The 20,229-nt window shown below is 66.0% G+C and carries 18 protein-coding genes and 1 tRNA gene; 12 read left to right on the forward strand and 7 right to left on the reverse strand.

The window, feature by feature from the left end; translation table 11 throughout:
• Nucleotides 1–88 precede the first annotated feature (88 nt).
• The 7 genes from AC1DEL_RS18590 to AC1DEL_RS18620 all read left to right on the forward strand — a co-directional run bounded on the left by AC1DEL_RS18590 (nt 89) and on the right by AC1DEL_RS18620 (nt 6,569).
• Entirely contained in the window at nt 89–2,311 is a 2,223-nt protein-coding gene (locus tag AC1DEL_RS18590) for a catalase (RefSeq protein WP_092291490.1), read from the forward strand.
• 235 nt (nt 2,312–2,546) lie between these two features.
• Nucleotides 2,547–3,143: a GTP cyclohydrolase II gene (gene ribA / locus AC1DEL_RS18595; RefSeq protein ID WP_092291492.1), complete on the forward strand. Its 597-nt coding sequence runs from the start codon at nt 2,547–2,549 to the stop codon at nt 3,141–3,143.
• A 177-nt stretch (nt 3,144–3,320) separates the two neighbouring features.
• The gene (locus AC1DEL_RS18600) at nt 3,321–3,776 is read left to right on the forward strand and encodes a PA2169 family four-helix-bundle protein (RefSeq protein ID WP_092291494.1); all 456 of its coding nucleotides are present in this window, start codon (nt 3,321–3,323) and stop codon (nt 3,774–3,776) included.
• Nucleotides 3,777–4,028: 252 nt separating this feature from the next.
• Nucleotides 4,029–4,517: a bacterioferritin gene (gene bfr, locus AC1DEL_RS18605; protein ID WP_441591392.1), complete on the forward strand. Its 489-nt coding sequence runs from the start codon at nt 4,029–4,031 to the stop codon at nt 4,515–4,517.
• A gap of 103 nt (nt 4,518–4,620) precedes the next feature.
• A tRNA-Cys gene (locus AC1DEL_RS18610) sits at nt 4,621–4,695 on the forward strand.
• A 353-nt stretch (nt 4,696–5,048) separates the two neighbouring features.
• Nucleotides 5,049–5,492, forward strand: a complete 444-nt coding sequence (locus tag AC1DEL_RS18615; RefSeq protein ID WP_477125869.1) for a GNAT family N-acetyltransferase — start codon at nt 5,049–5,051, stop codon at nt 5,490–5,492.
• 93 nt (nt 5,493–5,585) lie between these two features.
• Nucleotides 5,586–6,569: a quinone oxidoreductase family protein gene (locus tag AC1DEL_RS18620; protein ID WP_441591391.1), complete on the forward strand. Its 984-nt coding sequence runs from the start codon at nt 5,586–5,588 to the stop codon at nt 6,567–6,569.
• A gap of 15 nt (nt 6,570–6,584) precedes the next feature.
• Here AC1DEL_RS18620 and dmeF read toward each other — a convergent pair whose 3' ends face one another.
• Nucleotides 6,585–7,586: a CDF family Co(II)/Ni(II) efflux transporter DmeF gene (gene dmeF / locus AC1DEL_RS18625; protein WP_092291502.1), complete on the reverse strand. Its 1,002-nt coding sequence runs from the start codon at nt 7,584–7,586 to the stop codon at nt 6,585–6,587.
• A gap of 105 nt (nt 7,587–7,691) precedes the next feature.
• Nucleotides 7,692–8,609, reverse strand: coding sequence for a LysR family transcriptional regulator (locus AC1DEL_RS18630; protein WP_092291504.1), 918 nt, complete (start codon nt 8,607–8,609; stop codon nt 7,692–7,694).
• Nucleotides 8,610–8,780: 171 nt separating this feature from the next.
• On the opposite strand from AC1DEL_RS18630, the gene AC1DEL_RS18635 reads away from it, so the two are divergent.
• Together AC1DEL_RS18635 and AC1DEL_RS18640 are read left to right on the forward strand one after the other, a co-directional pair.
• On the forward strand, nt 8,781–9,659 hold the full coding sequence (locus tag AC1DEL_RS18635; protein WP_092291506.1) for an alpha/beta fold hydrolase: 879 nt from the start codon (nt 8,781–8,783) through the stop codon (nt 9,657–9,659).
• A 445-nt stretch (nt 9,660–10,104) separates the two neighbouring features.
• Nucleotides 10,105–10,692 (forward strand): acyloxyacyl hydrolase, encoded by a 588-nt coding sequence (locus AC1DEL_RS18640; RefSeq protein WP_255370706.1) that lies wholly within the window; start codon nt 10,105–10,107, stop codon nt 10,690–10,692.
• Between the two features lie 11 nt (nt 10,693–10,703).
• Here AC1DEL_RS18640 and AC1DEL_RS18645 read toward each other — a convergent pair whose 3' ends face one another.
• Nucleotides 10,704–12,137: an aminotransferase-like domain-containing protein gene (locus tag AC1DEL_RS18645; RefSeq protein ID WP_477125870.1), complete on the reverse strand. Its 1,434-nt coding sequence runs from the start codon at nt 12,135–12,137 to the stop codon at nt 10,704–10,706.
• Between the two features lie 299 nt (nt 12,138–12,436).
• Between AC1DEL_RS18645 and aptA the strand changes: the two genes are divergently transcribed.
• Together aptA and AC1DEL_RS18655 are read left to right on the forward strand one after the other, a co-directional pair.
• Complete coding sequence (aptA, locus tag AC1DEL_RS18650) at nt 12,437–13,768, forward strand: omega-aminotransferase AptA (RefSeq protein ID WP_092291512.1); 1,332 nt, start codon at nt 12,437–12,439, stop codon at nt 13,766–13,768.
• 43 nt (nt 13,769–13,811) lie between these two features.
• Nucleotides 13,812–15,338, forward strand: a complete 1,527-nt coding sequence (locus AC1DEL_RS18655) for a CoA-acylating methylmalonate-semialdehyde dehydrogenase (protein WP_477125871.1) — start codon at nt 13,812–13,814, stop codon at nt 15,336–15,338.
• A 57-nt stretch (nt 15,339–15,395) separates the two neighbouring features.
• On the opposite strand, the gene AC1DEL_RS18660 is transcribed toward AC1DEL_RS18655, so the two are convergent.
• The 3 genes from AC1DEL_RS18660 to AC1DEL_RS18670 all read right to left on the reverse strand — a co-directional run bounded on the left by AC1DEL_RS18660 (nt 15,396) and on the right by AC1DEL_RS18670 (nt 17,167).
• The gene (locus AC1DEL_RS18660) at nt 15,396–15,686 is read right to left on the reverse strand and encodes a contact-dependent growth inhibition system immunity protein (protein WP_144199064.1); all 291 of its coding nucleotides are present in this window, start codon (nt 15,684–15,686) and stop codon (nt 15,396–15,398) included.
• A gap of 6 nt (nt 15,687–15,692) precedes the next feature.
• Nucleotides 15,693–16,523 (reverse strand): RNase A-like domain-containing protein, encoded by an 831-nt coding sequence (locus tag AC1DEL_RS18665; protein WP_441591388.1) that lies wholly within the window; start codon nt 16,521–16,523, stop codon nt 15,693–15,695.
• 227 nt (nt 16,524–16,750) lie between these two features.
• Complete coding sequence (locus tag AC1DEL_RS18670) at nt 16,751–17,167, reverse strand: WapI family immunity protein (RefSeq protein ID WP_144199060.1); 417 nt, start codon at nt 17,165–17,167, stop codon at nt 16,751–16,753.
• Nucleotides 17,168–17,317: 150 nt separating this feature from the next.
• Here AC1DEL_RS18670 and AC1DEL_RS18675 point away from each other — a divergent pair, with 150 nt between their 5' ends.
• Complete coding sequence (locus AC1DEL_RS18675) at nt 17,318–18,727, forward strand: amino acid permease (protein WP_477125872.1); 1,410 nt, start codon at nt 17,318–17,320, stop codon at nt 18,725–18,727.
• Here AC1DEL_RS18675 and AC1DEL_RS18680 read toward each other — a convergent pair.
• Entirely contained in the window at nt 18,724–20,130 is a 1,407-nt protein-coding gene (locus AC1DEL_RS18680; RefSeq protein ID WP_477159145.1) for an aminotransferase-like domain-containing protein, read from the reverse strand. The genes AC1DEL_RS18675 and AC1DEL_RS18680 overlap by 4 nt on opposite strands.
• Nucleotides 20,131–20,229 lie beyond the last annotated feature (99 nt).

A 20,229-nucleotide genomic window follows, 5' to 3' on the forward strand; every position in this document is an offset into this window, starting at 1 on the left:
CCGGTGGCACGGTATCTGCGGAAGCCATAGGCTCCAATCGGCTCCAATCCGCGATACCCAGCCACCGAACGCCACCGAGGGACCCCACATGACGAAAAAGACCGCACCGTCCGCCGCCCAGCCACCCGGCAAGAAAGGCGACACCACGCCGCCCAAGCCACAAGGCATCGGCAACAACAACGACGGCAGCTACGAGCGCGCCGTGGCGGACCGGCTGGCCGAGCGGCCAAAGCAGCTGGGTTCGGACTCGGTCGGCAATCTCGTCTCGAACCGTGACCGCACGCTGACCACGAACCAGGGCCTCCAGATTCCGCAGGACGACGACTCGCTCAAGCTCGGCCTGCGCGGCCCCACGCTGCTCGAGGACTTCCACCTGCGCGAGAAGATCACGCACTTCGACCACGAGCGCATTCCCGAGCGCGTAGTCCACGCGCGCGGCGCGGCTGCCCATGGCTATTTCGAGCTGACCGAGTCGCTGGCTGACGTGACCACCGCCGCGCTGTTCACCGAGGTTGGCCAGAAGACCCCAGTGTTCGTGCGATTTTCGACCGTGGCCGGCTCGCGCGGCTCCGCCGATCTGGCGCGCGATGTGCGCGGCTTCGCCACCAAGTTCTATACGCGGCAGGGCAACTTCGACCTGGTCGGCAATAACATCCCGGTGTTCTTTATCCAGGACGGCATCAAGTTCCCGGATTTCGTCCATTCCGTGAAGCCGGAACCGCACAACGAGATCCCGCAGGCCGCGTCGGCGCATGACACGTTCTGGGATTTCGTGTCCCTCCAGCCCGAGTCGATGCACATGGTGCTGTGGACCATGTCCGGCCGCGCCATCCCGCGCAGTTTCCGCACGATGGAGGGGTTTGGCGTGCATACGTTCCGCTTTGTCGATGCAGAGGGGCAGGGCACGCTGGTCAAATTCCACTGGAAGCCGGTGGGCGGCGCGCATTCGCTGGTCTGGGATGAGGCGGTCAAGATCAACGGCAAGGACCCCGATTTCCACCGGCGCGACCTCTACGATTCGATCGAGGCGGGCCAGTTTCCCGAATACGAGTTCGGCGTGCAGCTGGTGCCGGAGACCGACATGCTCAAGTTCGGCTTCGATCTCCAGGACCCGACCAAGCTCATTCCGGAGGAACTGGCGCCGGTGCGGCGCGTGGGGCGGATGGTGCTGAACCGCAACCCGGACAACTTCTTCGCCGAAACCGAGCAGGTGGCGTTCCACCCGGGCCACATCCTGCCGGGCATGGATTTCACCAACGATCCCTTGCTGCAGGCGCGGCTGTTCTCGTACACCGATACCCAGCTCACGCGGCTCGGCGGGCCGAATTTTCATGAAATTCCGATCAATCGCCCGCTCTGCCCCGTGCATAACAACCAGCGCGACGGCTTCGGCCGGCAGACCGTGGTGCAGGGTAAGGAGAGCTACCAGCCGAACTCGGTCAGCGGCGGCTGCCCGTTCCTGGCCGGCGATGCCGACGCCTACCGGCATTTCGCTGCCGCCGCCGAGGAYGGCGCGGTGAAGGTGCGCATGCGCGCACAGACCTTCGCCGATCATTTCTCGCAGGCCAATCTCTTCTGGCGCAGCCAGTCCGACGTCGAAAAAAGGCAGATCGTCGATGCGTACGCGTTCGAACTCTCAAAGGTCTTCGACCCCGCCATCCGGGCGCGCGTGGTGGGGCAGATCCACCATATCGCCGTGGAACTGGCGGAGCGCGTGGCGCAGAAGCTCGGGATTCCCGTCGAGCCGGTCGGGCCGAACGTGCAGATCAACGACTACGGCGTACCGGCCTCGCCCGCGCTGAGCCTGGACGCCCAGCCAAAGGGCGACATCACGGGCCGCAACATCGCCGTGCTGGTCAACGATGGCGTGGACGACGCGGCCATCGCCTCGCTCAGGAAGCTGGCCGAGGCGGCGCGCGCCAATCTCAAGATCATCGGCCCGCGCGCGGCGAGCGTGACTACGGCGAAGGGCGCGGCGCTGCCGGTGGACCATGCGCTGTCGTCGGTCGGCTCGGTGCTGTTCGATGCGGTGTACGTGCCCGACGTGGCCAAGCCCCCCGCCGAGCCGGATCCGGACGCGCTGCTGTTCATCAAGGAGGCCTACAAGCACTGCAAGGCCGTGGGCGCGGGCGGCTCGGGCGCCGTGATGGTGGCCGAGGCCGCGCGCTGCGCGGGGCTGGCCGGCGGCTTCGCGGGGCCGGGCGTGGTGATCGCCAAGACCGAGGACCCGGCGCGGCATCGGGAATTCCTCGATGCCGTGGGCCAGCATCGCTGGTGGCAACGGCCGGACGCGATGCGCATTCCCGCCTGAGCGCAGGCGGCGCGAAAGCGTCCTAAGGGGCACTCGTCAGGCGACCCCGCCGTCGCCCGAGAGTGCCCGCTCGGCATAGGGGTACCTGTAGCGATACCTATAGCGAGAGGCGTTTCGCGGTATCCTTGCCGGCATGCCGCGCGCCACAGCCCCCTTAGGGTGGCGCGCAGTGCGCCTGTCCCGGCCCGCATCATGCGCGCCCGGGCCCCACGGCGCCCCCCGCGATCACAGGAATATGAAAGACCTAGAAAGTGAGCTGATCGGCTCCGCACGGCTGCCGACCCGCTACGGCGAATTCACCGCCCATGCCTTCCAGGGCGTGGACAGCCGCACCGAACACCTGGCGCTCTCCATGGGAGACATCTCGGGCGAGAACGTTCTCGTCCGCCTGCATTCCGAATGCCTGACCGGCGACGTCTTCGGCTCGTGCCGCTGCGACTGCGGCGAGCAGCTCGACCTCGCCATGCAGAAGATTGCCGAGGAAGGCCGCGGCATCCTGCTCTACCTGCGCGGCCACGAAGGCCGGGGCATCGGCCTCTCGAACAAGATCCGCGCCTATGCGCTGCAGGACGGTGGGCTGGACACGGTCGACGCCAACCTCGCGCTCGGCCAGGCCATCGACGGCCGCACCTACGCGTTCGCGGCGGACATGCTGCGCCAGTGGGGTGTGAAGTCGGTCCGCCTGATGAGCAACAACCCGATCAAGATCCGGGCGCTCGAAGACGCCGGCCTGGCCGTGACGGAGCAGATGCGTCACATCGTGCCCGCCAACGCCGAAAACGAGAAATACCTCGCCACCAAGCGGTCCCGCATGGGTCACCTGCTGGACTGATTCAGCGGGTGTAGGCGAAGGCCGACAACCGCTTGCGCAGCCTCCCGACAGCTTGTCCGGGTCCACTCTCCTATCGTGGATATAAGGTCCGCGCCATGCTCGGCATGGCGCGGGATGTTCCACGCGATGTGCCGCCGTGGCCTCACGGCGCGCCTCCGATGTGAGAGGAGTCCAACAATGGCTGACAACAACGTTTCCGTACTGAACGATTTGATCGAAGTCTCGCGCGATGGCGAGGAGGGCTTCCGCAAGGCGGCCGAGGACGCCAAGAATCCGGAACTGAAGACGCTGTTCTCAAGCCGTGCCACCGAGTGCGGCGCGGCGGTGCGCGAGTTGCAGAGCCAGGTGATGGCCCTCGGCGGCAAGCCCGAGGACCACGGCAGCGTGGCCGGTGCGCTGCATCGCGGCTGGGTGAGCCTGCGCAGCGCGGTGGCCGACCGCACGGACCTCGCCATCCTCGAGGAAACCGAGAAGGGCGAAGACGTCGCCAAGAAGAAGTATGGCGATGCGCTCCAGGAAACCGACCTGAGCTTCGACATCCGCGCGCTGATCGAGCGCCAGTACCAGGGGGTGCTGCGTAACCACGACCTGATCCGCGATCTGCGTAACCGCTATCGCGCGAGCGGCGAATAACCGCTTCCGGATCGGCACGAAGGCGCTTTCCTAGGGAGGCGCCTTTTACATTGGGGATTATGTTCGCGCGTGCCGAAAGGTAGCTGAATCGGAATCGCAATCATCCGCAAAATCATCCGCATCGTGTCGTAAAGCCCCGTCTGGCAAGGGATTTATTAACGCGATTTTCCCTATGTATGCTTGATCTTCTAGCCTCGGCTATTAACATGAAAATCGTCCACCGTGGTGTGCAGGCGTTTTGGGGTCAATGTCATGAAAGGCGACAAGAAAGCCATCCAGTTACTGAACGGCCAGCTGCGTCACGAGCTGACCGCGATCAATCAGTATTTCCTGCACGCGCGCATGTATCGGCACTGGGGGTTGAGCGCGCTGGGCAAGCATGAGTACGAGGAGTCCATCGAGGAGATGAAGCACGCGGACAAGTTGATCGAGCGCATCCTGATGCTCGACGGCCTGCCCAACCTCCAGGATCTGGACAAATTGCTCATCGGGGAGAACGTCGAGGAGATGCTCGGCGGCGACCTGAAGGTGGAGTTGCTGTCCCAGACGAGCTGCAAGGATGCCATCAAGTACTTCGAGTCGATTAGCGACTATGTGTCGCGCGATGTGGTGACCGATATCCTCTCGGACACCGAGGACCACATCGAGTGGATCGAGACGCAGCTGGAACTCGTGCGCAAGGTCGGCGTGCAGAACTACCTGCAATCCGCGATGGGCGAGCTGGGCGAGTCCCACGCCTAGACGGCAGGCAGGCAGGCAGGCGCTCTGCAGAGTTCCAGATCTTCGGCTACACTGCGCCCCGGACACTGAATGCAAGGCGCCCGCCAGGGCGTCCAGACTCCGGGGCGGGGTGGCAGAGTGGTGATGCGACGGCCTGCAAAGCCGTTTACGACGGTTCGATTCCGTATCCCCGCCTCCATCTCCTTCCTGCCGTTTTCCCTCCTGCTTTCCCTCCTGCTTTCCCTCCTGTTCTCCCTCGTTCATTGCCTTCGCCGGATCTGACCAATCTGTCATCTGGAAGGACTATCATTTTCTGCCGGGCATTTGGCGGATAACGCCGAGCCGCTGGCGCATTTCATGCTCGTTCCGCAGGCAGATACGCCGCAAGCGTTGAGTACGCCGCAACGCGGAGTTTCCCTGTGGATATAGCGCCCCGATTGCGATAATGTTTTGCCGCGCGTGCACCAAGTGTCAGCACGTGAGGCAGGGTTCACCATGCAGGGCTTCCATGGCGTTTCCGTCCCCAGACGATGAGAGAAACAGAGGCTCCCGATGATTAAAGATCTGCGAGTGCGTGCGGCGCAGCCGTCGGATATGCCTGCCATCGCGGCAGTGCTCGAGCGCTGCAACCTGCCGGTGGACGAGCTGCCGCGTCTGGTGGGCGAGTTCCACGTGGCCCTGATGGAGTCGGAGCTGGTCGGCTGCGCCTGCGCCGAGCGCTTCGGCGATACGGCCATCGTCCGCTCGGTGGCCGTGCTGCGCGAATGGCGCGACCAGGGCGTGGCCAGCCACCTCGTCACCGCGGTGATGATGCGTGCCCGCGCCAACGGCACGCGCCGCGCGGTGCTCCTGACCTCGAGTTGCCCGAGCTACTTCGCCCGCTACGGTTTCTCGCTGATCCACGCCTCCAAGCTGCCCCCAGAAGTCCTCGAGAGTGAGGAATTCCAGCGCCTGCGCAACACCAGCGCGTTGTGCATGTGCGCGGTGCTGACCTGATGGTTTTTCCTTGATTGGCCCGCCTTCGGCAAGGTTTTACAAAAGCGACAATAATCGGGGCTCCAATTCTGCAAGCCTGACCAGGGAGACCCCATGACGACCACTGTCCGTGCCATCCGCCTCCAGGAATTCGGCGCGCCCGAAGTGATGCAGCTCACGCCGGTCGAGCTGCCGGCGCCGGCGGCCGGCGAGGCGCGCGTGCGGCATACCGCCATCGGCTTCAACTTCATCGATGTGTACCAGCGCCGCGGCACCTATCCGCTGCCGGTGGGCACGGGGCTCGGCCACGAGGCGGCCGGCGTGGTGGAGGCGGTGGGCGCGGGCGTGACGGACATCGCCGTGGGCGATCGCGTGGCGTACATGAACGCCGGCCTCGGCGCCTACGCCGAAGCGCGCAACGTGCCGGCGGACAAGCTGGTCAAGCTGCCCGACAACCTCAGCGACGAGCAGGCTGCCGCCGTGATCTTCAAGGGCATGACCGCCCAATATCTGGTGCGCCACACGCACGCCGTGAAGCCCGGTGACACGGTCCTGGTCCACGCCGCCGCCGGTGCCGTGGGCCAGATCCTGGCCGGCTGGGCGAAGGCGCTCGGCGCGCGCGTGATCGGCACGGCCGGCGGCCCGGCCAAGTGCGAGCGCGCCCGCGCGGCGGGTTGCGACATCGCCATCGACTACAAGCAGGCGGATTGGGTCAAGCAGGTGCGCGACGCCACCGGCGGCCAGGGCGTGACCGTGGTCTACGACGCCGTGGGCAAGGACACCTTCATGGGCTCGCTCGATTGCGCCCAGACCTTCGGACTGGTGGTGCTGTACGGCGGGGCGTCCGGCCCGGCGCCGGCCATCGAGCCGGAAATCCTGAACAAGAAGGGCTGCCTGTTCCTGACCCGGCCCTCGGTGTTCCCGCACAACGCGGACCCGGCCCGCTTCCGCGCCAATGCGAAGGACCTGTTCGATGCCATCGCCACCGGCCAGGTGAAGGTGGAGATCGGCGCCCGCTTCCCCCTGGCCGAGGTCGCCCGCGCGCACGAGGCCGCCGAGCGCCGCGAGACCACCGGCGCCATCCTGCTGCTGCCGTAATTCGACGGGTTTCGACTAGTGCGGATGACGATGACGGGCCGCCCGGCGCGGTGCCCCGTCATCGCACAGGCTGATCTCCACGCTCACGTGGGCCAGCTCCTCATGGATCGATAGCGCCTGCCGCACGCGCTGCGGCGTGAGCGTGGCGTCGTGCGTGACCAGGCTGGCGATGCAGGCGAACTGCTCGCGGCCCACGCGCCAGACGTGCAGGTCGGTCACGCGCGTGCCGTCTTCTCCGTGCTGGAACTCGGCCAGCACCTCTCGCACTTCGTCCACAACAGGGTGGTCCATCTCGCGGTCCAGCAGCACCGTGCCGCTCTGCCGCATCAGCCCGATCGCCCAGCGACCGACCAGCGCCGCGCCCACCAGCCCCATCACCGGATCGAGCCAGCTCCAGCCCAGCCACCAGCCGCCGGCCAGCGCCACGATGGCCAGCACCGAGGTGGCCGCATCGGCAATCACGTGGATATAGGCCGAACGCAGGTTGATGTCGTGATGATGGTGATCGGCATGTCCGTGGTGATCGTGCGCATGCGCATGGCCATGATCGTGCCCGTGATGGTGCGCGCCGCCGAGGATGAACGCGCAGCCCAGGTTCACGAGCAGGCCGATGGTGGTGACGGCCATCGCCTCCTGGTAGTGGATGGCCTGCGGGGTGAATAGCCGTTCGACCGAGCCGGCGATCATCAGCGCGGCCACGCCCAGCAGGACGATGGAACTGGCGAAGGCCGCCAGCACCTCGATCTTCCACGTGCCGAAGGTGAAGCGGGCATCGTTGGCCAGCCGGCGCGCGGCGGCGTAGGCGAAGGCCGAGAGGCCGATCGCCAGCGCGTGGGAACTCATGTGCCAGCCGTCCGCCAGCAGGGCCATCGAGTTGAACCAGAGGCCGGCGGCAATCTCCACCACCATGGTGGCGAGCGTGATCCACATGACCAGGCGCGTGCTGCGCTCGGCTGCCGGATTGCCGGCATTGAAGACGTGGGAATGGGTCCACGCGGACAGATCGTGCGTGTGCATGTCGGGAGGGAGTCTGGAGTGGTTTGGGGGGCGCTGCCCAAGCGTACCAGTCATGGCGCGCCCGGTCACCCGCCACCCTGCCGCCGGCAGGGGTAGCCGCGCCGGCTACCAGCCGTGATAGGGCGCGGTCTGCTCGTACGCGCCGAGCCGTTCGGCCAGAAAGTCGACAAAGGCACGCACGCGGGCCGAAAGTTTGTCGCGCGTGAGATACACGGCGTAGATGTCCGCCGGCGGCGAGGCCCAGTCGGCCAGCACCTGCCGCAGCCGGCCCGAGCGCAGCAGCGGCGCCACCTCCCACTCCGAACGCAGCACGATGCCATGCCCCTGGAGCGCCCAGTTCGCCGCCGCCTCGCCATCGTTGGTCGCGGCATGGCCGCGCACCTTCACGGTCTCCTGCCGGCCGGCCGACTGGAGATGCCACGTGCCGTAGGCCGATTCGCTCTCGCGGATCACAATGCAACGATGCTGTTGCAATGCGCGCGGCGAGGCCGGCTCGCCGTGCCGCGCGAGGTAGGCCGGCGACGCGCACAGCAGCCGGCGGTTCGGCGCGAGCAGGCGGGCGTTGAGCCGCGCATCGGGYAGGTCACCGAGGAGGATGCCGACGTCGTAGCCTTCCTCGGCAAGGTTCATCGCCCGGTCGGTCAGTTGCAGCTGGACTTCGACATCGGGATAGACCTGCAGGAAGTCGCTGACCAGCGGGGCGATGTGGCGCCTGCCGAATCCGAGCGTCGCGTTCACCCGTAGCAGCCCGCGCGGCGCCACCCGGCTGCCGCCGAGGCCCTGTTCGAGTTCCTCCAGCTCGGCCAGGATGCGCCCGCCCTGGGCCAGGTAGGACTCGCCCTCGGGCGTGACCGACAGCCGGCGCGTGGTGCGGTTGAGCAGTCGCACGCCCAGCCGCGCCTCCAGCGCCGCCAGCCGCTTGCTGGCGGCCGAGGGCGTGACGCCAAGCTGCTGCGCCGCGCCGGCGAGGCTGCCGCGCTTGACCAGCAGGACGAAGAAGGCGAGATCCGAGAAGGTGTCCATGGGTGGCGGCAATTCGTGAATCGAGCGCACGAATGAAGTTCGGTTCGCGCAATTATAGCGATGGATTCCGCGATTACACTGCCCGCCGATGCGCATCCCATGCGCGGCGACTACCATGGCACGGCTTGCCACATTGACGCATCGACGCATCAAGGACCAAGGAGACAGCCGATGTTTGAAGGATTCAGAACACACCGGATCGACAGCCAGGGCGTGGCGATTCACGCCGTGGTCGGCGGGGAGGGCCCGCCGCTGCTGCTGCTGCATGGCCATCCGCAAACGCATGTGATCTGGCACAAGGTGGCTGGCGAGCTGGCCCGGCATTTCACGGTGGTGGCCACGGACCTGCGTGGCTATGGCGACAGCGACAAGCCCGTCGGCCTGCCGGATCACGCGAACTACAGCAAGCGGACCATGGCGGCCGACCAGATGGCGGTGATGCGGGCGCTCGGCTTCGAGCGGTTCCGCGTGCTGGCGCATGATCGCGGGGCACGCGTGGCGCACCGGCTGGCGCTCGACCACCCGCAGGCCGTGGAAAAGCTCGTCACGCTGGACATCGCCCCGACGCTGGCGATGTATGCCCAGACCTCGGAAGCCTTCGCGCGCGCCTACTGGCACTGGTTCTTCCTGATCCGGCCCACCCCGTTCCCCGAAACGCTGATCGAGGCCGACCCCGACCTCTACCTGCGCCAGACCATGGGCTCGCGCAGCGCCGGCCTCGCCCCGTTCACCGAGGCCGCGCTGGCCGAGTACCTGCGCTGCCTGAAGCTGCCCGGCGCCGCCCACGGCCTGTGCGAGGACTATCGCGCCAGCGCCGGCATCGACCTGGAGCATGATCGCGCCGACGCCGAGGCCGGACGCCAGGTGGAGTGCGAAATGCTGGCCCTGTGGGGCGCCGACGGTGCGGTCGGCAAGTGCTTCCAGCCGCTGGAGGAGTGGCGCAAGGTGGCCCGCCGGGTGACGGGTCATGCCTTGCCGAGCGGTCACTATATTGCGGAGGAAGTGCCGGAACAGCTACTTGCGGAAGTGCTGCCGTTCCTGCGCGGCTGACGGGCGTCGTTATCGGCACAGATTGTGTGCGTCGGGGGAACAGTGTGTTGTACGATCCGCCGCGCTCGGCACAGTGCACGGTTCGCCGCTCACTGGCATTATGGCGAACTGAGGACTTTTGGCATGGTCTGACTGCGCAGTGTTTGACTCGGCAGAGTTCGAGGCAAACATACATTCACGGATGGATGTATAATCCGCGCACATTTCCATTCCAAGACCCCCTCAGAAGTCCCTTTCCACAATGACGTACCGATTTATTGCAGGTTGCCTCGCCGTCTGGCTCGGAATTTGCGTTGCCGCGAGCTGGTTGGTCGAGCGACTCTGGGCCTGATCGCCCGCGTTCCTTCTCGGAAGCGGGCAGGGTCCGTCAATCGCGCCGAGTTGTGTTGTCGAGCCATCTCTCTTCGTAGTCCTCCTCATGAAGACAGAACAACAAGAACGCCGCATGCATTCCGCCCTCTCCGCTCGTACCCTGTTTATCACCCGGACTCTTGCCGTTGCCGCGCTGGCCGCGGGCGCCACGTCGGCCGCCAGCGCCGAGGAACTGGTTGGCTGGAGCCATCCCGCCGTGCACGTGGCCTATGGCCGTGATCCCGGCCATAACATCAACAAATACGAACTCGGGCTGAACTTCAACACCCCGATCCAGTACGGCAATCCGCAAGGCTGGCTGTTCCGCCTGCAGGGCGAATTCAACGTCGCCGGATGGGATGCACGTAGCGGCACCAACCAGCAGAACCTGTTCGAGTTTGGCGTATCGCCGATCCTGCGCGTGGAAAAGCGCGGTGGCTATTTCGTGCCGTTCGCCGAGGCGTCGGTGGGGCTGCGCGTGCAGTCCCACACCGGCACGTCCGACGAACACCGTTCGGGCACGGCGTTCCAGTTCTCCGACATGGTCGGTATCGGCGTGGGCTTCGGCAAGAATGCCAACACGGAAGCGGGCTTCCGCTTCCAGCACATCTCCAACGCCAGCATCAAGGGGCCGAACCCGGGCAGCAACTTCTACACCGGGTACGTGCGTTACCGCTTCTGAGGCGTCTCAGGCTAGGCCGCGCGCGGCAGTTGGCCGGCGCGGCAGGCCTCGAAGAATGTCCACAATGCCGGGGCGTCGCTCGTCGCCACGTTGAAGCGGATCCACGGGGAATCGGTCTCATCGGGCTCGAAGTACGAGCCCGGTGCCAGCCAGATGCCGTGGTCCAGCGCCAGCGTGGCGAGGCGGCTTGCGGGCGGCGCGTCGTCGCCCCGCAGCCGCGCCCAGGCGAACATCCCCCCTTCGGGCCGCAGCAGCACCTCCAGCCCGTGCGCTTCCATCTTTTCCGTCACGCGATCCTGTTGCGCGCGTAGCCGTTCGGCCAAAGCCGCCACGTGGCGGCCATAGTGGCCGCTGGTCAGTACGGAATACACCAGTCGCTCCGTGACCTCGGACGAGGTCAGTCCCACCGCCATCTTGGTCCGCGCGAAAGCCTTCGCCAGATCCGGGCTCGCCGCGAGGTAGCCCACGCGCAGCGACGGCGTGATGGTCTTCGAAAATCCGTTCACGTAGACCACCTGCGAGAGGCCGTCCATCGCCGCCAGCATCGGCGAGCCGGCCGGAGCCAGTTCGCGGTAGATATCGTCCTCCACCACCAGCAGCCGGTGCTGTTCGGCCAGTTGCAGCACGCGGAAGGCGTTCATGCTCGTCAGGCTGGCGCCGGTGGGGTTCTGCAACACCGTGTTGACGAACAGCGCGCGCGGGGTGTGCTGGCGGATGGTGTCTTCGAGCGCGTCGGTATCGAGCCCGGCCGCCGTGCGCGGCACGCCCACTACGCGCAACCCGGCCAGCCGCAGGATCTGCAATAGATTGCAATAGCAGGGCGCTTCCACGAGGACCGTGTCCCCAGGGCGCAGCAGCGTGCGCACCACGAGGTCCAGCGCCTGCGTGGCGCCCTGGGTCAGCACCACCTGCTGCGCCTGCACCGGCATGCCGTACTGGCTCATATGCGCGGCGATGTGCTCGCGCAGCGGCGCGAAGCCATAGGGATGGCCGTAGCCCGAGACCTGCGCGGCCGGCACGCGCGCGGCGCTGCGCATGGCCTGGTGCAGCCCTTCCTCGTTGAGCCAGTCGCCCGGCAGCCAGCCCGCGCCGGCCTTGATCGGCACGGAATGGTCGGCGAACACATCGGAAAGCAGCCAGGCGGCGTTGAGCCCCGGCGCCTCCCAGTGGGGCGCGCGGGCATGGCCGGCCGGCGCGTGGCGGTGCGCCACCGTGTAGCCGGAGCCGGGGCGCGCCGCGAGGTAGCCCAGCGCGGTCAGCCGGCCGTAGGCTTCCGCCACCGTGAACGTGCTGACGTTGTGCTGCTGCGCAAAGCGGCGCACCGAGGGCAGGGGGGTGCCGGCACGCAGCGCGCGGCGGTCCACCAGCGCGACGATGCCGGCCACGATCTGTTCGGTCAGGGTGTCGCCGCCACGGCGGCTGCGGACGAGGTTCAGGTTAAGCATCAGGCACTCGACAGGGCGCGAAACCTGTACAGTGTACTGGCTGCCACGCCGCGCGACCGGGCACCTTTCCCATTGGTGCGGTGCAGCGGTGAAGCGCCGTATCACCGTCGATCGGGGCCGCCGCGTGGCTTCGCGCCCCAATCCGCTATCTGTACAGTCGAGGCTGTCTACACTGTACGGTAAGGCAGCGATCTCCCGACCGTATATTCGTGCGGCCCGACCGCGCCGGTAGAGTTGCCGGAATCCGTGCCGGGGCGCTTCGCTCCGCGCCCCCTACCCCTGATTGCTGAGGAGAAAGTATGGACGCCGCCAAGACCGTGATCCCCGATATGGATGCCCTGTGGATGCCGTTCACCGCCAATCGCCAGTACAAGGCCGCCCCGCGCCTGCTGGCCTCGGCCAGCGGCATGTACTACACCACCCACGACGGCCGCAAGGTCCTGGACGGCTGTGCCGGCCTCTGGTGCGTGGCCGCCGGCCATGGCCGCAAGGAGATCGTCGATGCCATCGCCCGGCAGGCCGCCACGCTGGACTACGCGCCGCCGTTCCAGATGGGCCATCCGCTCTCGTTCGAGGCTGCCACCAAGCTGGCCGCGATCATGCCGAAGACGCTGGATCGCATTTTCTTCACGAACTCGGGTTCGGAGTCGGTCGATACGGCGCTGAAGATCGCCCTGGCTTACCACCGCGCGCGGGGCGAAGGCCAGCGCACGCGCATCATCGGCCGCGAGCGCGGGTACCACGGCGTGGGCTTCGGCGGTATGGCCGTGGGCGGCATCGGCCCGAATCGCAAGACCTGGTCGGCCAACCTGATGCCGGGCACGGACCACCTGCCGGCCACGCTGAACATCGCCGAGGCTGCGTACTCGAAGGGCCAGCCGCAGTGGGGCGCCCATCTGGCCGATGAACTCGAGCGCATCATCGCGCTGCACGATGCCTCGAACGTGGCCGCCGTGATTGTCGAGCCGCTGGCGGGTTCGGCAGGCGTGTTGGTGCCGCCGGTCGGCTATCTCGAGAAGCTGCGCGAGATCACGAGCAAGCATGGCATTTTGCTGATTTTCGATGAGGTCATCACGGCGTTCGGCCGCCTTGGCACCGCCACCGCCGCCGAGCGCTTCAACGTGACGCCGGACCTGATCACGATGGCGAAGGCCATCAACAACGCCGCTGTGCCGATGGGCGCCGTGGCTGTGCGCCGCGACGTGCACGACACCGTGGTCAACGCCGGGGCGCCGAACGGCATCGAGCTGCTGCACGGCTATACCTATTCCGGCCATCCGCTGGCGTGCGCGGCGGCCATCGCCACGCTGGACCTGTACCAGCGTGACAACCTGTTCGGCCGTGCCGCCGAACTGGCGCCGAAGTTCGAGTCGGCCGTGCATGGCCTGCGCGGTGCGCCGCATGTGAAGGACATCCGCAACCTGGGGCTGGTGGCCGGCGTGGAGCTGGAGTCGCGCCCCGGCCAACCGGGCGCGCGCGCCTACGAGGCCTTCCTGAAATGCCTCGAGCGCGGCGTGCTGGTGCGCTACACCGGCGACATCCTGGCGTTCTCGCCGCCGCTGATCATTTCCGAGGCAGAGATCGACCAGTTGTTCGATACCGTCAGGCAAGTGCTGAACGACGTGCAATAAGCCCGTACAGGGGCTCGCCAAGACAGACTGAGAGGAAGACGCAGTGAACATCGCTGAAAACCGGCAGATCGCCGAAATCCATCACTACATCGGCGGTAGCGTCCGCCGCGCCGCCGCCGAGGGTACCGGCCGTTTCGCCGAGGTATTCAACCCCGCCACCGGCGAGGTGGCTGCGCGCGTGGCGCTGGGCAGCGCCGAAGACGTCGGTGCCGCCGTGGCCGCCGCCAAGGCAGCGTTTCCGGCATGGTCCGAACTGGCCCCGCTGCGCCGCGCGCGCATCCTGTTCAAGTTCAAGGAACTGCTGGACAAGCATCATGACGACCTGGCCGCGCTGATCACGCGCGAGCACGGCAAGGTGTTTTCGGACGCCAAGGGCGAGGTCACGCGCGGTATCGAGGTGGTGGAGTTCGCCTGCGGCATCCCCAACCTGCTCAAGACCGACTTCACCGACAACATCGGCGGCGGCATCGACAACTGGAACCTGCGCCAGCCGCTGGGCGTGGTGGCCGGCATCACGCCGTTCAACTTCCCGGTGATGGTGCCGATGTGGATGTTCCCGGTGGCGCTGGCCTGCGGCAACACCTTCGTGCTCAAGCCGTCCGAGCGCGACCCCTCGCCAAGCCTGCTGATCGCCGACCTGCTCAAGCAGGCCGGCCTGCCCGATGGCGTGTTCAACGTGGTGCAGGGCGACAAGACCGCCGTGGACGCGCTGCTGGCCCACCCGGACGTGCAGGCGCTGTCGTTCGTCGGCTCCACGCCGATCGCCGAGTACATCTACACGGAAGGCACCAAGCACGGCAAGCGCGTGCAGGCGCTGGGCGGCGCCAAGAACCACCTCGTGGTGATGCCGGACGCGGACCTGGACCAGGCCGTGGACGCGCTGATCGGTGCCGCCTACGGCTCCGCCGGCGAGCGCTGCATGGCGATCTCGGTCGCGGTGGCGGTGGGCGACGTGGCCGACAAGCTCGTGCCGCGCCTAGCCGAACGCGCCCGCGCGCTGAAGATCCGCAACGGCATGGACGCCGACGCCGAAATGGGCCCGCTGGTGACTGGCGTGCACAAGGCCAAGGTCGAGGGCTACATCGCCAAGGGCGAGGCCGAAGGCGCCACGCTGGTCACGGACGGGCGCGGCCACAAGGTGGACGGCCACGACGGCGGCTTCTTCGTCGGCGGCACGCTGTTCGACCACGTGAAGCCGGACATGACGATCTACAAGGAAGAGATCTTCGGCCCGGTGCTGTCCGTGGTGCGCGTGCACGACTTCGCCGAAGCCGTGGACCTGATCAACCGCCACGAATTCGGCAACGGCGTGTCGTGCTACACCGGCGACGGCGGCATCGCCCGCGCGTTCTCGCGCCAGATCCAGGTGGGCATGGTGGGCATCAACGTGCCAATTCCAGTCCCCATGGCCTGGCACTCGTTCGGCGGCTGGAAGCGCTCCCTGTTCGGCGACCACCACGCCTACGGCGAGGAAGGCGTGCGGTTCTACACGCGCTACAAGAGCATCATGCAGCGCTGGCCCGACAGTATCGGCAAGGGCGCCGAATTCACGATGCCGGTGGCGAAGTGAGGGTGTAGGGAAAGGTCGTAGAAGTGCGAAACGGCAGGATTTTGACCCTGCCGTTTTTTATTGTCGAAGCACCCTTGCAATCTCATTCAGGAATGATTGCGTGGTGTAACCCCATAACGCCGGGTCAGGCTCACCGCCAAACAGATTCTCAAACGCTGCATCCAGATCGAAAGGGTGGTCTGCCTTTATGTTTTCTATCTCGCGCATCACGCTCTTGCGCATGTCAGGATCCGATTGACGCATGTAGGTCTCGACGATTTCCTCGATATTTTCTCCCCACATGTCCGCGTCCTCGTTAAAGTAGCCGATGATAAGGTGCCAAAGTTGAGGGTATTTGGGTGTCGCCATCTGGAGTCAAAGTCCGGTATAGGCCGTCACTATATAGAACGGCATGTCGTTGTAGCTGACGGGTTCCAGCACTACAGTAACGCTAGTGGCGTCATGCATCTTGCCTGAATTCCGAAACAGCACTTTCCCTACAGGTTTCCCCAAGCTAGATGTGAGGACCAGTCGGCCTTTTCCGGTGGCGGCCCATCCCGCTATTCGATTTTGCTCCCGACGCATGACGTCGGAAATCGCCCATTCGGCAGTGTGCAGATTGGTGAATGTCGATACCCTACCCCGCTTCGACTCCCGTACCAAACGGGCGCGCAATTGGGCTTCAGTTTGCCCGATGTGTTTCAGGATCGTATGCCCGCCCAAGCCGCCCGCAGTTTTCGCTTCATGCTGCATCAAATTGATGCGCCCCAGCGTAATGCTCGCCACCCGCGCGGCCTTCAACATCCCCGCAAGCCCGAAGCCTACGCCGATGTCCAGCGACAGCCCGATGTTGTTGGCCATATCGGGCGGCGCCCGCATTGTGTGGGCCAGCTTGGCGGCGCCCCGCTGGGTCAGGGTTGCCGTGTCGCGCCCGGGCCATGCCTGCCGCATGCCCCGCCAGGCGGTGTCGGCGCCATGCATGCCAAAGGCGATGCAACCTGCCTTGGTGACCCCGGTCGGCTCCGGTGCGATGCATAGCACCCCGGCACCGACCATCTCCAGCACGCCGCCGACGATGTCCAGGCCGCCCCACAGGCGGTTGCTCATCGTTTCAGCGGGGCTGATCGAGCGATGCGCAAGCACCGCAGCCAACTGCGGCGCGCTCAGGACTACGCGCACGCCTTCCATCTCGTCCAACTGAGCCATTGCAACCTACCTCCTGTCAGAAAAGGAGGATCGACGCTAGCTGTTCAACGGCCAGACACATTTGAGATATCTCAAACCGCGCGGGTTCGTAACGAAAATGTTGCAGTGGCCTGAGGCTGGCTTGGTTCTACACGCGCTGCATGATGCCGGTGGCGAAGTGATGGTGAGAAGTGCGGAATGGCGGGTGTGTGGACTCCGCAGTTTCTTATTGAGGCAGCCTAGATGGCTCAACCAGAAAAGGACAGAAGCGCGTCGATCCCTCGCAGAAGTTCGCCTAGGAAGGACTGATCCAGCCCACATTGCCCTGTAATCCATGCGCCAACGGGTGGTGCTGGCTGAAACCGCCAGTCGCCAATGATCTGCCCTTGATCAAGCGTTCGCAATATCAGCGAAAAGCCAGCTTCAACACCTGCCAACTCGGCTGTTTGTCCCACCTGGAGTTGGGTTTGCATGGTCTCCAGCTGTTGTTGAAACTGCCGCAATTCCCCAGGCATGACACTCCATGCCCCCTCGGCGCGAATGCCCGGGGCAGTCAAGTCGATCCGGACATCGATCCATTCGAGATAGGGGCCTCCCGGCTCTTCACGCCGCGCGGAAACCGGCCTGATTTGAAGCTTGAAGTCGTCTGTGTCAAGGGTCAGCATGGGCCAATAGTACATAGCGCAACGCACTGAAATGTTGAAAATGTCATCAGAGGGAGTCAATGCGTGCGAGAGACCCAGCCGATATTCCCCTTCCCCAAACCGTCCCCAAGCACAACAATGATCTGACCCACCCCCGTCGGAGCCCTCGCCATGAGTCTGTTTCGCACCAAGAACATCGATGCCATGCTCGAGGTCAGCGCGCACGACGGGTTGCGCAAGGTGCTCGGGCCTGTGGATCTGGTGATGATGGGGATTGGCGCCATCATCGGCACCGGGATCTTCGTGTTGACGGGGACCGGGGCGCTCACGGCGGGGCCGGCGTTGACGGTGTCGTTCGTGATCGCGGCGATGGCGTGCGGGTTTGCGGCGCTTTGCTATGCCGAGTTTGCGTCGGCCATCCCAGTGTCGGGGTCGATCTATACCTATAGCTACGCGACGCTGGGGGAGATCGTGGCGTGGATGATCGGGTGGGATCTGCTGCTCGAATATGGGCTGGCCACGTCGGCGGTGTCGGTGGGGTGGTCGGGGTACTTCCAGTCGCTGGTGGCCGGATTCGGGATTCGGCTACCCGTGGCGCTCACGGCGGCGCCGGGGGCGGTGCCCGGTGTGGAGACCATGCTGAACCTGCCGGCCGTGCTGATCATGCTGGCGATTACCTGGGTGGTGTCTTACGGCGTGCGCGAGTCGGCGCGGCTCAATAACGTGATGGTGGCGATCAAGGTCAGCGTGGTGCTGCTGTTCATCGTCGTCGGCGTGTGGCATGTGCGGCCGGTCAACTGGGAGCCGTTCGCGCCGTTCGGCATGACCGGCATCTTCAACGCCGCCGCGCTGGTGTTCTTCGCCTTCATCGGCTTCGACGCGGTGACTTCGGCGGCGGAGGAGGTGCGCAACCCGCGCCGGGACCTGCCGATCGGCATCATCGGCTCGCTGGCGGTCTGCACCATTCTCTATGTGGTGGTGGCCGCCATCATGACCGGCATCGTGCCGTACGCGAAGTTCGCGGGGGTCGATCACCCGGTGTCGCTGGCGCTCCAGTACGCCGGGCAGAACTGGGTGGCGGGGTTTGTCGATCTCGGCGCCATCCTCGGCATGACCACGGTGATCCTCGTCATGACCTACGGGCAGACGCGGATCATCTTTGCGATGTCGCGCGATGGGCTGCTGCCCGAGGCGCTCTCGGCCGTCCATCCCGTGCACGCCACGCCGTTCGTCGCCACCTGGACGGTCGGGCTGATCTTCGCCGCCATCGCCGGCTTTGTGCCGCTGAACGTGCTGGCCGAGCTGATCAATATCGGCACGCTGGCAGCCTTCACGCTGATCTCGATTGCCATCCTGGTGCTGCGCCGCACCCGGCCGGACCTGCCGCGCGGCTTCCACTGCCCCGGCGTGCCCGTGGTGCCGCTGTTGGCGGTGGGGTTCTGCCTGTTCCTGATGGCGCACCTGCAATGGCTGACGTGGGTCGCCTTCCTGTGCTGGCTCGCGCTCGGGCTGGTGGTCTACTTCGCCTACTCGCGCCGCAACGCCGTGCTGCACAACCACGGCGGCGACGCGGAGGCCTAGCTGTCTCGCGATCCGGCATCGGCCAGGAACGCGCGCGAGCGCGCCTCGCCGGCATAGGCCGAGTTGATGCGCACCCAGGGCGTGGTCTCGCCGGCCGGGCGGAAGAAGTGCCCCGGCGCCAGCGCGATCCCGTACTGCTCGCCGAGCGTGACGAGGTCGCGCGAGTCGGCCATGCCGCGCGGCCGGGCCCACAGGAAGTTGCCGCCCGCCGGCTCGCAGAACACGTCCCAGTTGCTCTCGCCGAGGATCTTCACCGCATCGGCGGTGACCTCGCGGGTGCGCACGCGCAGCCGCTCCACATATTTGCGATAGGCGCCGCGTTCCAGCATTGTCGCCGTCACGGCTTCGGCGAAATGCGAGCCGGCCACGCTGGTCAACACCTTCACGTCGATCAGGTCCTTGACCAGCGCCTTGTCGGCCACGAGGTAGCCCACGCGCAGCGCCGCCGACACGGTCTTTGAGAATCYGCCTATATAGATGACGTGCTCGAGCTGATCGAGCGTGGCCAGCCGGTCGGTGAACGTGAGCTGGAAGTCCGAGAAGATGTCGTCCTCGACGAAGCGGAAGTTGTGCTTGCGCGCCAGTTCGAGCAGGCGGAACGCCACCGGGGGCGTCAGCGTGGAGCCAGTGGGGTTCTGGAGAATGCTGTTGGTGAAGAACAGCTTGGGCTTGTGGTCGCGCAGCAGGCGCTCGCAGGCTTCCGGGTCGGGGCCGTTCGGGGTGTGCGGCACGCCCACCAGCTGCACGCCGTGCAGCCGCAGCAGGCCGAACAGGTTGTAGTAGCCGGGGTCTTCGACGAACACGGTGTCGCCAGGCTTGAGCAGGTGCCGCACGACGAGGTCGAGCGCCTGGCTGGCCCCAGTGGTGATCAGCACCTGCGACAGCTCGGCCTGCACGCCCACCTGCCGCACGCGCGTGAGCACTTGCTTGCGCAGCTCCGGGTGGCCGAGCGGCGTGGCGTAGTGGATCACACTGTCGATGTCATGCCGGGTGATATGGCGGATGGCCTGCGTCAGCCCCTCCACATCGCGCCATTCCTCGGGCACGAAGCCGCCAGCCAGCTTCAGCGCGCCGCTGGGGTGGTGGAACTGGTCGATGATATGGACCGACAGGTCTTCGGCCAGGCTCGGGTCGGACCAGCCCCGGCCGCTGCGGCCGGCCAGCGTGCTGTCCGCCACATAGAAGCCCGAGCCCTGGCGGGAATCGAGCAGCCCCTGGGAGACCAGTCGGTCATAGGCCTCGATAACCGGGAAGCGGCTGATGTTGTGTTCGGCGGCCAACTGGCGGATCGATGGCAGGCGGGCGCCGGGCAGTGCCTCGCGCGAGCTGATCCAGGCTTTGACGGCGAGCACGATCTGCTCGGTCAGCGGTACACCGGTGGAGGGGTCGAGGACGAGCTTCATGGCGGGGGCGGCGGGGGGTGGCGGCGAACTGTCAGCAAAAACTACTGAACAGTTCATCGAAAACTGTTCGGAACTGTGCATGGGATTGTAATCCTCGCC

Source organism: Cupriavidus sp. 10L43_2 (assembly GCF_056395265.1).